The organism is Streptococcus mitis, from assembly GCF_946188375.1.
In the GTDB taxonomy this organism is placed as follows: domain Bacteria; phylum Bacillota; class Bacilli; order Lactobacillales; family Streptococcaceae; genus Streptococcus; species Streptococcus mitis_CX.
In genome coordinates this window covers 38,283-53,139 of record NZ_CAMHUS010000007.1, presented here as the reverse complement: position 1 = coordinate 53,139, position 14,857 = coordinate 38,283, and the positions used below count along the sequence as shown (strand labels likewise).

The window sequence follows — 14,857 nt, the reverse complement described above, 5'->3', positions numbered from 1 at the left end:
GATTTTTAAAATTATGAACCAATCTTTTGCAAATTGAGCACTGCATCGTGATTCATCAAGACTTGACCATACTCTTGCAAAACTGAGCGACTGATGTCACTATCGTCCGCAAACTCGCGCATACGGGCCAACAGCCAAGCTGGATATGGACTTGGATGATTTTCAATATCCACTAGAATAGTCAAATAATAGCGCTCGTTCATCTTGTAGAGTTCAGAAGTTTCCATCTCAAAAGTCACTGTCTTGGCAAAAGCTACCAAGTCAGCCAACTTAGCAAAAGAAAGGATGTAGTAGATGTAAGGCTCTTTCTTGCTTTCAGCTTCTTGTTCAGCCTGCTCTTCCTCTTCTTCCTTGGCTTCAACTTGCTCTAGAGATTGAATGGCTTCGATATCATCTTTGGTTTTGTCCGCGATGCTTTTTTCTAAAGTTTTAATAAACTCATCTGGCGACATTTGAGCCAATTCTTCCATGTCTGGTAAATCTGATAAATCTTCAAAATCTAGATTTTGGTCAATCTTTGACTTGGTCACAAAGACATCTACCTTATCAGGTTTTGGAGTTACACGGAAGCTCAACATGCCTGTATCTAGAAAGCTATCAGGCATCTCTAACTCATCCAAGATAGCATAAAAGAACTCTTCTGTTTTTTCTTGAGGAACAAGAAAGTCAGCAATCTCCATTCCTCGATCCATCAAATCTTCTAAAGACATCGTGATTTTTAAAGTAGTATCACTAATTTGTTTCATTTTCATTGCTAGTAACCTCATACTTTCAGTTCTATCTATTATACTAGATTTTTACGATTTTATCAAAAGAAGGCTCCTCTATCAAGCTAGATTTTCCCCAGGGTCTTTCTGTAGCAGACTCTAAAAGAAAATTTCTGATGACAAATAGAAAAAGCCTTCAAAATCGACTCTTAGCCAACTTTGAAGACCTGATACATCAGAATGCTTATAATTTAAAGGTTGCTACACCGAGGATAGAACGATTTAAGTTTCTAAGAATTTGAAGACTTTGTTCAAATTTCTTATAACGAGTCACTCCATACTCTTCAACAAGAAGGACTGTATCTCTTTCCAAAAGAGATGGTACATCTTGTAAATCCACAAAATGCATTCCTTTTAAGGCCTCTTGATTTTGTTTCAATTTATCTAGGATAGCTTTGTTTGAGCTAACGATTGTTAATTCTTGTCCAGCATTTTTGTATGATAGGATATCTGCTAGGTTGGCAATTGTTGTAATCTCTGTTACAAAATCAATTTGATACTGAGAAAAATCACCTGCTCTATTGATGGTTGGATTAAAGAGATAAACCAATACATTTCCCATCACAACCAAAATCACACAAACTACTCCAATAACAGCTAAACGGAGAATCAAGTTCTTCACATTCAATCCAAGCGCTGTCTCACCGTTTGCATTCAATTCTTTAGAGTTGATGGTTTCCAATTTTTCAATTTTTACATTTGCATAAGTGTGTTTAAATTTCTCAATCAATCCATCAATTTTTCGCTCCAACAAGTCATTAGCATCTTTACTTGGTGTCAAAATTTTCACACCAACCCCTGCATCGTCAATCATATAGTAGACAGTTAATTTTTTCCACCAATAATCATTCGTAGAATTTTTCAAGGTTGTTTCTGTCGTATCTAATTCACTAGCAATTTTTTTCAACTCACTAGACTCTACATCATTGAAAAGATAAGCTCCATTCAAATTCCCATCAATCAATTTCCCGTAGAAATCACTATAGCCACCAATTTGATGATTCAAAATCGTTTTGGCTGAATCTTCTGGAGGAGTGATTTTATAGCTGATATAAGTTGAATAACTTGTTGTGTCTTTGACAGTATTTTTATTCTTAACTGCTTTAATTGTAAATGGTACAGCAATGAGAGCAAATAAAGCGATGAGAGCTAGAATATTTGCTTTTCGTTTTTTGTAAAGATTTGCAAACAAATCAGCTACTGAATAATGTTCAAACATGATTTTTTTCTCCTTTGTTTAGTAGATACTGGTTCTCTTTTGTAAGCATTTTTGCTACAAATATAATCACAAGAACAATTCCCCAGAATTGCATTGTAAATAGATTGAAGAAACTTTCTGAAAAGCTACTTCTTGGCATAAAGAATAGATTATTCAAGATGAGTAGGGACAAGGCAAATAGGATTGTTCTAGAGCGATAGGCTACTTGCAACATGGCTATAAATAGCATACCGAGTAAGAGACTAAGTAGAAAGACTCCTATCATACCATAGTCTGTATACAACTCCATGATATAACTACTTCCGATACCATGTCCTTTCAAGTATTCCTTGTTCAAAACAAGATAGGATAGATTGTGGGCATAACTATTACTATCAATAGCTAGCTCCACACTATTGGTTGTATGTTCAAAGGCTTTTCCTCCGAAAATAGCCCCCAAACTTCCTCTTGCAAAATAATCAATGACAGGACCAAAAGTAAAATTGCGTAAATCTCGGTAAGGAAGGCTACTGTTAAATAGAAAACCTCGAGCCAGAACACCAAAACTAGTCCCTTGTTTATAGATAAAGTCAAGTAAGATATCCCAGAAACCTGTATGGGAAACCTGGACATTATCCCGTACATAATTGAGCACTCCCATCGCTAACATAAGAATAGGAGAACCGACAAAAATCGCTAACTTTTCTTTAAACCCAATCCATTTTCCCTTTTCAGTTTGCTCCCGCATAAAGTAATAAACAAAAGCAAATAAAATACTTAAAATAAAGGGATTTCGTGTCCCGATTGCCAAATGAATGGTATTGGCTACAATGAAGGATACCAACACTGCTGTCGCCTGCAATTTCTTTGGCTTGGTTGCCAGATACATACACATTGCATAGACCGTAAAGGTAGACAAAATGTAGGTAAAATAAGGAAGTTTACTTTCAAAATTTGCATAGTAGGCATAGTAGGAAGTCTGCAGACGATACAGGAGCCGTTCAAATAAGCGAATAAAATAGAAAGGATAGGTTAGAAGAAAAACTCCTAGTGATACAAAGCGTAACCGCTTGATATAAATCTCTTTTATAGAATTTCCTATCTTTGGTACTTTTATGTTCTTCCTAGCTATGAAGTAACGAGCCAGTACGCCCCCTATGGTCAATCCCAATATCGAAACCATGACGACTATAAAAGCAAAGCGATAGGCTATGGGATGATAGGTATCTAAAGCACCATCCCTAAAATAATCAATGGTAGGCCTTGATACCAGAAATACAAAAATAGTTAAAAAGAAAATAAAATGGATTAAGTAATACTTGATATCATTCCAACAAGCAATTAAGCTACTAACCAGTAAGAACAATAAAGTAGAAAGCAAGCTAACATTGTTATTATTAAACAGATACACAATTCCACTTACTAGTGTCAAGGCATAGCTGACTAGGGTCAAACTAAATAATAATCGTTTTCCATCAATCACTTGCTCACCCCCGTTCTAATGTAATTTTTTAGATTTTTCAATATTTTTTAGTAATAAGAATCGGTATAAGGAAATATTTATGAATAGAGCCAAAGCACTAATTCTTCTCCCCTTACGGAAAATTGGATTCCTAGCAATAGCAAAGGCATGGCTTTTTAAAAAACGATGAATCTGAGCATAGGCTTCAAACTGTTTATACTGATCATCTAGCAACATCTTATCCAGAATAAAGAAGTGGGCATAGGCCAATCTGAAAAAAGCAACCTCTTTCAAGTCAGGATAGTTTTTCACAACTTCATTATAAAACTTTTGGTAGATATCAATATAGGCTAAATCCTTCTCTGCATAGGGTTTAGTCGTAATACTATCTCCTCTATGAAAATAGTAATAATAGGGTTTGGTATTAACCACATACTTCTTGGCCAACTTGATCAAATCAAAATGATAATAAGCATCTTCATAAATCAATCCCTTTGGAAAGGATAGGGCAGTTGCAATCTCTCTCTTGATTAGCTTATTGCAGATCGTTCCAGGTATTTTTTCACCTATGAGGTATTCCCTCAGAAATGTTTGAGAATCACAGACAAAATACTCATCCTGATTGGCTGACTGTGGGCTTTCATCATTAGCATAGACATTCATGACACCACAGCTCGAAACATCCGCATCTTCTTGAATTAATTGCTCATATAAGCTCTGAATCATTGCTGGATGGATATAATCATCTGAATCAATAAAAATCAGATAATCTCCGTGAGCCTGTTTCATTCCATCGTTTCGTGCTTGCGACAAACCTTCATTCTTTTTATGAAGCACTGACACCCTATCATCTTGTTCAGCGATTGAATCACACAAGCGACCACTTTCATCCGTTGCTCCATCATCAACAAGAATGATTTCCAGATTCTGATAGGTCTGCTTCTGAATGGAAGCTATCGATTTTTCTAGGTACTGCGCCACATTATAGACTGGCACAATGACACTAATTAATGCAGTTTCCATGCTACTCCTCTAATAGTTTTTCTACTTGTTCGATTTGTTTGGCAATTGTAAATTGTTGAATGAATTGGCTGGCTTCATTAACATCAAAGTTTGAAGCAGAAGTCATGTAGTTCATAATTGCCTGCGCTGCCTCTTGATTGCTCTCAATGATTTGTCCAAATCTTCCTTCTTGGGATAATTCCTCAGCCCCTCCAACATCCGTAGAGACAAAAGGGATTCCAAGGCTCAAAGATTCCACATAAACACCAGGAAAACCTTCTTGCTTAGACATAGACAAGAGAACTTTCATCTGAGATAAATACTGATAAGGATTTTTTTGATAACCAAGGAAATGTACATAGTCCTCAAGCCCATACTCTTTGACGCGTTTTTTCAGTTCCTCTTCCATATCCCCAGCCCCGATAAAATAGAGATGATAGTTTTTTCCCTCTTGGTGTAATAATCGTATCACTTCCACCACACGGTCAGAACCCTTATTTTCCTCAATCCGTCCGATAGTACAGATACTTTGAGGCGCAATCTCGATATCGATCTTCTCTTGAGATTTTTCTAAAATAGTCTTAAAATCATATCCATTGTAGACCGTCTGTAATTTCGAAGCATAATCTGGATAGACTTCATTGATAGAATTACTGGTCTTTTTTGAAATTCCTACAATGGTATCCGCAGCATCCAACTGGCGTCTATGTGATTCTCTTTTGGAGCTATCCTTAATAAATTCTTCGATACTTCCATGAATCCAGGAAATCTTCTTGACTTCTTTTCTTTTAGAGAACAAAAGTGGAGGATTCATAATGGTAAAGGAAACTTCAACATCATAGTCATCTTTCACCAGTAAGCGACGTGTCAATCTTGGAAAATAAATTCTCATTCTCCACAAAAGAGCTCGAATCCATCTGGCTTGGCGATAATCCTGAAGGGATTTTAAAATGCGTACATGCTTGGGAACAGATTCATAGCCCTTATCAAAATGTTCCATTTCAAGAATATCAATATCATACTTTTCTGGATCTAGATTTGAAACAATGGTAGATAGAATCTTCTCTGCGCCACCCCCGAGAGAAAAAGACCACATGAAAAATAATATTTTTTTCTTAGCCACCATATTCTCCCTTGTATTCTGTATAGGACTTATCCATATCAGCGATGACAGCATCATGATGTGGTAACTGCTTGTCTGCTGGTGGAGGCGTCATATAATCCCCAAAAGCAGTGCTGAGATAGGCATCATAGCCGACTGGAACGGGCATCTCTGTCTCTTCAAATGGCAAGAAAAGATTATCCTCAAAAGATTCGATTAGGTACTTGTTTCTCATGTAACCAGGACCCGAGCATAATTCCGTGATTCCATCGCTCTCAGCTAGACTGTACTTGGTCATTTCTTTTTCAGCTTTTTTCCAAATGCGATAACGGAGAGATTTTGGAGTCAACCCCAGTAAAATACGGCTTCCCCACTTCATAAGTGCGCCATGTTTTTCTGGAATAGTTTGCGCACAAAAAAGAGAATAGATCAAAGCCCAGCGAACCTGTTTTTTACGCTCAGCTGGATTTTTAGGATAATAATCCAAAGGCAAAACATCCAAGGCCAGACCATGTGGCAATTCTAAATCCTGCTGATAAGGTTTGATACAGGTCGTTTCCTTATCACGAATGGTAATAAAAAGATTGCGGTCGACAAAATCCTTGTTACTCTTTGACAAGAAATAACGTTCATCTGCATAACGAGGCCATAATTCTGCCAATTTTTCATAATCCTTACGGGGCATAAAAAAGTCTAGGTCGTCGTCCCAAGGAATAAACCCCTTGTTTCGAAGGGCGCCAATAGCACCTCCTCCACAGAGATAACAAAGCAAATCATGTTCTTTACAAAAGGCCACAAAATATTCAGCCATCTCCAGACTTCGAGCCTGAATTGCTTTTAAATCAGTCATATTGTTCATTATTCTTTCTATCGTATCGTTTCATTATACCACAAATAAGGGATGAAAATCTATTGCAGACTGTAAAAAATCAAAGCCTGACTGCTGGATACATAGCCTTCAAACTTTGATTTTTCTGTCTTATCTTATCTCATTCCCATTTGAGCGAGCTTGGTTTGATATTTATTTTGGTCTACTAAGAGTGCCTGTCCTCCATAGACATCATAGGCATCGACCCAATCACCTAGTTCTGGAACTGTTAATCTCTCAATGCCATTTTGCGCTCCATCTAGGAAGGATAAGCCATTGGTCAATAAGAAACTATAGGGAACATTCGTAGAGGTCATGCCAAAGACCTTACCAAGTGCTTCTGATCCAGTAAAGAGTTTGGTTGGATCCTTAAGTTGCTGCAGAACAGCTGTCAACACTTGCTGTTGTCTCTTGGTACGACCATAATCACCTTCATCATCATCACGGAAGCGTGCATAATTGAGCAAGGTTGAACCGTTCATCTGCTGTTTCCCAACTTTAATAGTCTGGGTTGGTGACTCTGTTTCCGTAGCATGTAAATCATCTCCGACTGTAGCTTCGGTTAAAGGTTGACCTTCTAAGGTTGAGAATTTGGCATCAATTGTCACCCCATCTGGGAAGAGAGTGTCAATAGCGGTTGCGAAGGCCTGGAAGTCTACCAAGGCATAGTACTTAATGTCCAAGTCAAAATTGTCTTTTAGGACTTTTCGAACCATTTCTGCCCCTTTTTGTCCCTCTTGTTCCCCTAGTTCATAGGCCACATTCAACTTATTATCGGACTGCTTTCTACCATTAATGACTTGGCTGTAACCGTCTATATAAACCAAATTGTCACGCATGAAGCTGACCAGCTTAATTTTCTTATCTGAGCCACCAACATTTAGTACCATAATAGAGTCTGTTCTCGTCTCAGCACTATTTTGGCCAATCCGTCCATCCGTTCCCATAATCAAAATATTAACCCCATCCTTGGTATCTTGACCATGAAAAACTTCTACTTGAGCTGCCTTTGCATTGGCAGGTTTGTTTGGATCAGCATTTGAATAGCCTTTTAGGAACATAAAAATCATGCCAAAACCGACACAGGCTAAAAGGGCAAGCAGTCCGGCAAAAATACGCCCCCAACGAATCTTACGTTTTTTAGGTTTAACCTTTGGTTGAGAATAGTTTTTATGGTATTTTTTTGCACGACTACGGTTACCATAAGATGGAAGAGGAGACTGATTGATTGGTTCCATGAAAGGCTCTTCCATATCATGATTTTCATCATGAATTTCTGGAGAACCTTCACTACCACCAGCCATATTTAACTTACCTTGCAGGTAAGCAAACTCTTTTTTCTCTCGTTCATTGAGGTAATGAATGTTCTTAAAAAGATAGTCATAGCGCAACTGCTCATGATGACTTAAGGGATTTTCTTTACTCATCTTCTCTCCTTTCCATGGTCTGATATTGGATAAATAGGATAGGCCCCCAAAACTTTATACTGGATTCCAATCGATTCTAATTCTTTTTGGGCAAAGTGGACCAGGTCCTTATCAGCGTAGTCCACATCGATAATGAAAAAGTATTCTCCCAGTGCTGTCTTGAGTGGACGACTTTCAATTTTTGTCAGGTCAATTCCTCGCCAAGCAAAAGTCGACAGGGCCTTGTAGAGTGCACCGGGAAGGTTGTCAGGTAAGGTCAGGGCCAAACTCATTTTTTCAGTTTGTGCTTTCAAAGGAATAGCCGCACCTTCAGCTCCCAGAACCCAGAAACGTGTGAAATTGGCTTCCATTTCCTGAATATCTTCTGCAATCAGTTCCAAGCCATATTCTTCTGCAGAACTTCTAGGGGCAATAGCTGCATAAGGCTGGTCTGGATGTTCGGAAATAAAGCGGGCCGCATAGGCTGTACTGGCTGTCACCTCAATTTGAGCATCTGGATACTGTTCATCGATGAATTTCTTTCCTTGCGCCAAAGCCTGTGGATGAGAAAAAATCTTTTCAATCTTAGTGTGACCTGGGACCACCATCAACTGCTGATGAATGGGCTGAACGATTTCTGCTACTGCTTGAATGCGAGCCTGATGAAAAAGGTAGTCCAAAGTTTCATGAACACTACCCTCGATAGAATTTTCTACTGGCACCACAGAATAGTCCACCAGGCCTTGCTCATAGGCCTTGATAACATCTGTAATATTGGCAAAGGCCTGCAATTCCTCATGAGGAAAAGCTGTCTGCACAACGTGGTGTGAAAATGATCCCTTGGGACCTAGATAAGCAATTTTCATCTCAGTTCCTCTATAATTTCCTCTGGGCTTAGCTTGGTCACATCCAAAATCCGACTAGCCACTTCCTCATACCAAGCCTGTCTTTCTTGGAAAATAAATGCTAATTCTTCCTTGCTATTATTTAGAAAAAGCGGACGCTGATTGTCCTTATCAGCTGATATGCGTTGGTAGAGGGTTTCAAAATCGGCTTTCAGATAGATGTTATCAGAATTGGTCTTGAGCAAGTCACGATTTCGTTGAGAAATGACCACTCCTCCACCAGTTGACACAACTTGGTCCCTTTGTAGTAAATCGTCTAGGACTTCTGACTCTATCTGACGAAAGGCACCTTCTCCCTTTTCAGCAAAAAAATCCGCAATGGACATACCTAAGCGCTTCTCTATCAGAGCATCCATATCAAGGTAATTAGGGTCCAAGCCTCTTGCAATAGTCGATTTGCCAGCCCCCATAAAGCCTAATAACACCTTAGCCATGAATCAAGCTCTCCAAATCATCAAAGAAGCTAGGGTAGCTGGTATTGATGGCTTCTGCACGGTCAAGCTCCACCTCTCCATCTGCTACCAAAAGAGCTGCGATAGCCGTCATCATGCCGATACGGTGATCACCAAATGTATTGACTCTAGCACCGTGAAGGGCTGATTTCCCTTTGATAATCATCCCATCAGCTGTAGGAGTAATATCTGCTCCCATGCTATTTAAGGCGTCTGCTACCACCTGAATGCGGTCTGTTTCCTTGACCTTGAGTTCCTCAGCATCCTTAATAACCGTTACACCTTGAGCTTGGGTCGCTAGGAGAGCAATAATGGGCAATTCATCAATCAAACGTGGAATCAAGGCACCACCAATCTCTGTTCCTTTCAGGTCTGAAGACTCAACAGTTAAGGTAGCAGATTTAGCGACTGGATCGATTTCAGTTATTTCCAATTTTCCACCCATAGCGCGAATGACATCAATAATACCAGTACGCGTTTCATTAATGCCCACGTTCTGCAGCACTAGACGAGAGTTTGGAACAATCAATCCTGCGACTAGCCAAAAGGCTGCACTAGAAATATCTCCTGGCACGACCACCTTTTGTCCTGTCAATTTTTGTGGCCCTTGAACTGTGATTTTCTTGCCGTCTACACTTAAATGACCACCAAATTGTTGTAACATATCTTCAGTATGATTACGGGTGCACTCTTTTTCGATAATCACTGACTCACCCTGAGCCTGCAAGGCCGCGAACATCAAGGCTGACTTGACTTGGGCAGAGGCGATTGGCAATTCATAGTGAATAGGTGTTAAGGTTTTCGTCCCTTTTAAGTGAAGAGGAGGCAGGTCTCGATCAGTTTGCCCTGAAATGCTGACACCCATTTTTTTCAGAGGAATCGTCACACGGTCCATAGGACGTTTGGAAAGACTATCATCTCCGAACATTTCAACTTCAAAATCTGCACCAGCAAGGACACCTGAAATCAGGCGAATCGAGGTTCCAGAATTTCCCATATCAAGGGCATTTTGTGGCGCTTTTAAGCCATCCATACCCACACCTTGAATAGTAATAACCCCATCTTTATCCTCAATGTCAACACCAAGGTCACGAAAAACCTGCATGGTTGAAAGAACGTCTTCACCTCGCAGAATATCATAAACCTTAGTCTCACCCTCAGCCAAACTTCCAAAGATAATAGAACGGTGGCTGATAGACTTGTCACCTGGGACGCGGATACTGCCATGTAAGTGGCGAATGTTTGTTTTTAGTTTCATACTGGACCTCATACTTGCAATACTTTTACCTATTTTATCATAAAAAGCCAGAAATTCCTTAAAAATTCCTGACTTTATGATAGTTATTTTCTTATTTTAGCAATTCTGAAACTGGTTCGAAAACAATTTTTTCAATGTCAGAAAGGTAAATTGCCAATTGTTGTTGCTTGGTAAAGAATTCTGACAAGAGACTATTTCCTTGAATCTGTTTACCAAAGCCTTCCATTTTAGCTTGGAAGGAAGCATCTGGCATTTGACCTGTCTGTGCTAGTTTTTGAATTTCCTCTTGAAAGGCAACGTATTCTGTAAAGATTTTGCTTGCCTCAGCATCTGCTGCAATCGCATCTTTAGCTGCTTTAACAGCCTTATATTCTGCTAATTCGCGTAGGCCGCGACTGAGTTCGTTTGCACTATCGTAAATATTTGACATGATTTTCTCCTTATTTATTTCTTTTAAAATTAATAGTCACTCTGTGGTCTTTATTATTGTGCAATCACTTTTATATGACCTCTTGAATGTCCATTGCTTAATTCCTTATCTGGTATATACTCTATCTTCAAAGTTCCTAAATTAGAACCTGTTTTTATTTCATTTGACATAAGATTATCAAAATAGTTATTTATCTCATCATCAGATAAGGATGATTCAATCGATTTAACAATATCATAAAATACTTCTTTCATTCCCGCAACACCAGATTCACTATTTTCATTTGTCTGATTAATTGTTACATTGATTTTATCAGTATCATTTGCATGTAAAAGTTCCAAGTAGTATCCGTAGCTTGATGCGAAATATTTTATTTTTATATTTCCTTTTTTGATATTTTCTAATGGGCTATTAGAATGTTGATTATAGCTATTGATAAACTCATTAATAATTCTATCGTCTACATACTTTGAATTGGTTTTCTCTGAACTTGTTTCCTTCTTGGAAGATTCGTTTTTTGTCTCGACACTTGCTTCTGAATTGCTTTTCACATCTTTTTTAACAGCACAAGCACTAAGTAGGATAAAAGAAATAAAGATAACACCAAATATGAATTTAAGCTCTATTTTAGGCATGATTTTCTCCTTATTTAATGACGACTGTATAGTCGGTATTTTCTGTTATGAGGTGCTCGGCTCGTTCCAAGTCTTGAGCATTTTTAAATGAAATTTGTAGAATCCCGTGAATATCCTCACGGTTTTCCTCATTGATGTGAATATTAACCAAGGAAGTTCCACGTAGCAGTTCCAAAATCCGCAGGATAACATCTTCTTCATCGGGAACGTCGACATAGAGGTCATAAGAGCTATCCACTCCACCACGCTTATGGATTTCCATGGCCTGACGTTGCTCACGCGCTTGATTGAAAAAGTTCCAGATTTGCTCTTCATCTCCCTTGCTGATGGCTTGCCCAATCGCTTCCAACCGTTCCTTGAAATCCTCAATGCGGTCTAGAATAGTCTCACGATTGGACAAGAGAATGGAAGTCCACATACCTGGCTCACTTTCCGCAATTCGAGTCATATCTCGAAAACCACCCGCCGCAAAGCGTCTTGCCATCTCATGCTTTTGAGCATAAACAGCAGTCTGTTTCATAAGACTGGAAGCCAGAATATGAGGAAAATGGCTAATCTGAGAAGTGACTCGATCATGCTCCTTGGCATCAATCTCGATAAAGCGAGCATGAAGACCTGAAAGCAAGTCCCTCATTTCCTCAAGCGTGTCCTGACCTGTCAGACTCGAAGGCGTAAAGATATAATAGGCATTTTCAAAGAGATTAACATCCGCAGAAGCAGCCCCTGTCTTGTGACTACCAGCCATAGGATGGGCTCCTACAAAACGAATCGACTTGCTAGCCAAATAGTTCTCCGCCGTATCCACAATGGCTGACTTGGTTGAACCAGCATCTGAAATAATGACCCCTTCTTTCAAGTCCAAGTTGGCCAATTCCTTAATGAAAGCAATGGTTTGTTTGATTGGCAAGCTGAGAATGATGATATCTGCCAAAGGAGCAAAACTGGCAAAATCATCCGTTGCACGGTCAATCATGCCTTCTTTCAAGGCGATATCTCTCGAAGCTTGACTGCGATTATAACCTAAAATTTCATAATCTGGATGACCGCGTTTGATACCAAGTGCCATCGAGGCTCCAATCAATCCAAGACCTGCGATATAGACTGTTTTTGCCATAGGAACTCCTTAATAGTTCTTTGTATAGTCTCGGTGTTTGGCTACCGCTTCTTTTAATTCCTCTAGATTGTCTGATGAGAATTTTTCAAGGATTTCTTGTGCCAGAACCGTTGCCACAACAGCTTCCATGACCACTCCTGCTGCTGGAAGAGCAGTCGGATCACTTCTCTCCACAGTTGCCTTGTAGGGTTCATGGGTTTCGATATCCACACTCATGAGTGGTTTGTAGAGAGTAGGAATGGGTTTCATGACTCCACGAACAACGATGGGCTGCCCATTGGTCATACCACCTTCAAAGCCACCCAGATTGTTGGTACGGCGAGTATAGCCGTCTTCTTTAGACCAGAGAATTTCATCCATAACTTGGCTACCTTTGCGGTAACCAGCTTCAAATCCAAGGCCAAATTCAACCCCTTTAAAGGCATTGATAGAAACAACAGCTTGGGCCAATCTTGCATCCAATTTTCTGTCCCATTGGACATAGGAACCAAGACCAACTGGAACACCTCCGACGACTGTCTCCACAACCCCACCGATGGTATCACCGTCACGCTTGATTTGGTCAATATAATCCTTGATTTCCTGTTCCCTTTCTTGGTTGACAATAGAAACTTCTGACTGGGCAGCTCTTTCCTTAATCTCAGCAACCGTGAGATTCTCAGGAACATCGATTTCCTTGCCACCAAAGACTACGACATGGTTGACAATTTCTATATCCAGCTCAGCCAAGAGGCGTTTGGCTACTGCCCCAACTGCCACCCGCATGGTGGTTTCACGGGCAGATGAACGCTCCAAAGAATTTCTCAAATCGTCAAAACGGTACTTGATTCCCCCAACCAAGTCGGCGTGACCGGGACGAGGATGGGTGATTTTTCGTTTGCTTTTAAGGCGGTCTTCAATGTCCTCCACAGACATGATGTCCAGCCATTTTTGGTGGTCCTTATTGATGATATCCATGGTAATAGGAGCCCCTGTCGTCTTCCCATGGCGAACACCCGAAGTAAAGACAACCTGGTCACTCTCAATCTTCATACGACCACCGCGGCCATATCCACCCTGACGACGTTTCAAATCCTCATTGATGTCCTCTGCTGTCAAAGGGAGTCCAGCTGGAATTCCTTCAATGATAGCCGTCAGACGGGGGCCGTGTGATTCTCCTGCAGTTAAATATCTCATACACTCTCCTTATTTTACCAAGTAGTCTTTCATCTCTTCCAGAGAAACTGGGTGAATAGTCGCTGAACCGAGCTCTGGTACCAAGACCAATTTCAAGGTATTGCCACGCGCTTTCTTGTCATGAGTCAAAGCCTGATAAAGCTTGTCAACATCCCAGTTTTCATAATCAACAGGCAAGCCAAATTTCTGACACATATCTGTAATGGACTGAGTTATGCCAGCTGGCATAAGGCCTTTTTCCTCAGCTACCTTGGAAATCTGCACCATGCCCATGGCAACAGCTTCTCCATGCATGACCTTGCCATAACCGGCCGTTGCTTCAATAGCATGACCAATAGTATGGCCAAAATTGAGGTAAAGGCGAACACCATTGTCCAACTCATCCTCAACTACCATCTTACGCTTAACCTGGCAAGAATGTTCAATTAAAGTCTCTGCATGTTCCAGAATGCTCTCTACAGAACCATCTAGCTCCGTCAAGAGAGCCCAAAGTGCTGGATCCTCAATCAAGCCGTACTTGATAACCTCACCCATTCCTTCAATCAACTCTCTTTTTCCGAGAGTTTCAAGAACAAGTGGATCAATCAGAACCCCGTCTGGTTGGGCAAAGGTACCCACCATATTCTTAGCAAATGGAGTATTGACGCCCGTCTTTCCGCCGATAGAAGAATCCACCTGGGCAGTCAAACTGGTCGGAATCTGAACAAAATGAATCCCCCGCATATAGGTAGAGGCTACGAAACCAGCCAGATCTCCAACGACACCACCTCCGAGAGCCACGATTCCATCGCTACGAGTCAACCCCTGCTTAACTAGAAATTCATAGACTTTCTGGACAGTGGTTAAATTCTTTCTTTCTTCCCCTTCTAAAAAGTCAAAAACTGCTACCTGAAAACCAGCATCTTCTAGGCTGAGCTTGACCTTCTCTGCATAAAGAGAAGCTACATGGTTGTCTGTCACAATGACTACCTTTTGTGGTTGCCAGAGTTCTCGCAACCATTGACCAGCCTGAGCCAGACAGCCTTTTTCAATCTGAATATCATAAGGATGATGAGGAATATCGATTCTGATTTTCATAGGAG

Annotated in this window: 15 protein-coding genes; all 15 read right to left on the bottom strand. The window is 40.2% G+C overall.

Translation table 11 applies throughout. From position 1 onward, the window contains the following. Positions 1-11 precede the first annotated feature (11 nt). A complete protein-coding gene (gene mecA / locus N8M16_RS07310; protein ID WP_229294688.1) occupies positions 12-752 on the bottom strand; it encodes an adaptor protein MecA in 741 nt (246 codons plus the stop codon). 199 nt (positions 753-951) lie between these two features. Next, positions 952-1,986 (bottom strand): teichoic acid biosynthesis protein TarQ, encoded by a 1,035-nt coding sequence (tarQ, locus tag N8M16_RS07305; RefSeq protein ID WP_070527113.1) that lies wholly within the window; start codon positions 1,984-1,986, stop codon positions 952-954. Continuing rightward, on the bottom strand, positions 1,979-3,448 hold the full coding sequence (locus N8M16_RS07300) for an O-antigen polysaccharide polymerase Wzy family protein (RefSeq protein WP_261069903.1): 1,470 nt from the start codon (positions 3,446-3,448) through the stop codon (positions 1,979-1,981). The genes tarQ and N8M16_RS07300 overlap by 8 nt, the downstream gene beginning before the upstream one ends. Positions 3,449-3,463: 15 nt before the next feature. Continuing rightward, complete coding sequence (locus N8M16_RS07295; protein ID WP_261069902.1) at positions 3,464-4,450, bottom strand: glycosyltransferase family 2 protein; 987 nt, start codon at positions 4,448-4,450, stop codon at positions 3,464-3,466. A 1-nt stretch (position 4,451) separates the two neighbouring features. After that, positions 4,452-5,555, bottom strand: a complete 1,104-nt coding sequence (locus N8M16_RS07290; RefSeq protein WP_261069901.1) for a glycosyltransferase — start codon at positions 5,553-5,555, stop codon at positions 4,452-4,454. Then, positions 5,545-6,390, bottom strand: a complete 846-nt coding sequence (locus N8M16_RS07285) for a LicD family protein (protein WP_261069900.1) — start codon at positions 6,388-6,390, stop codon at positions 5,545-5,547. Before N8M16_RS07285 ends, N8M16_RS07290 begins: the two co-directional genes overlap by 11 nt. A 125-nt stretch (positions 6,391-6,515) precedes the next feature. Next, entirely contained in the window at positions 6,516-7,826 is a 1,311-nt protein-coding gene (locus tag N8M16_RS07280; protein WP_261069899.1) for an LCP family protein, read from the bottom strand. After that, on the bottom strand, positions 7,823-8,671 hold the full coding sequence (gene pheA, locus N8M16_RS07275) for a prephenate dehydratase (RefSeq protein WP_261069898.1): 849 nt from the start codon (positions 8,669-8,671) through the stop codon (positions 7,823-7,825). Before pheA ends, N8M16_RS07280 begins: the two co-directional genes overlap by 4 nt. Continuing rightward, complete coding sequence (locus tag N8M16_RS07270) at positions 8,668-9,144, bottom strand: shikimate kinase (RefSeq protein WP_261030126.1); 477 nt, start codon at positions 9,142-9,144, stop codon at positions 8,668-8,670. Before N8M16_RS07270 ends, pheA begins: the two co-directional genes overlap by 4 nt. After that, a complete protein-coding gene (gene aroA, locus N8M16_RS07265) occupies positions 9,137-10,420 on the bottom strand; it encodes a 3-phosphoshikimate 1-carboxyvinyltransferase (protein WP_223340141.1) in 1,284 nt (427 codons plus the stop codon). The genes N8M16_RS07270 and aroA overlap by 8 nt, the downstream gene beginning before the upstream one ends. A gap of 91 nt (positions 10,421-10,511) precedes the next feature. Further along, on the bottom strand, positions 10,512-10,850 hold the full coding sequence (locus tag N8M16_RS07260) for a YlbF/YmcA family competence regulator (protein WP_084950335.1): 339 nt from the start codon (positions 10,848-10,850) through the stop codon (positions 10,512-10,514). A 53-nt stretch (positions 10,851-10,903) separates the two neighbouring features. After that, complete coding sequence (locus N8M16_RS07255) at positions 10,904-11,485, bottom strand: hypothetical protein (protein ID WP_084950333.1); 582 nt, start codon at positions 11,483-11,485, stop codon at positions 10,904-10,906. A gap of 10 nt (positions 11,486-11,495) precedes the next feature. Next, positions 11,496-12,599: a prephenate dehydrogenase gene (locus N8M16_RS07250; protein WP_261069897.1), complete on the bottom strand. Its 1,104-nt coding sequence runs from the start codon at positions 12,597-12,599 to the stop codon at positions 11,496-11,498. 9 nt (positions 12,600-12,608) lie between these two features. Further along, entirely contained in the window at positions 12,609-13,775 is a 1,167-nt protein-coding gene (gene aroC, locus N8M16_RS07245) for a chorismate synthase (RefSeq protein WP_049502175.1), read from the bottom strand. 9 nt (positions 13,776-13,784) lie between these two features. Then, the gene (gene aroB, locus N8M16_RS07240) at positions 13,785-14,852 is read right to left on the bottom strand and encodes a 3-dehydroquinate synthase (RefSeq protein ID WP_049499661.1); all 1,068 of its coding nucleotides are present in this window, start codon (positions 14,850-14,852) and stop codon (positions 13,785-13,787) included. Between the last annotated feature and the right edge of the window lie 5 nt (positions 14,853-14,857).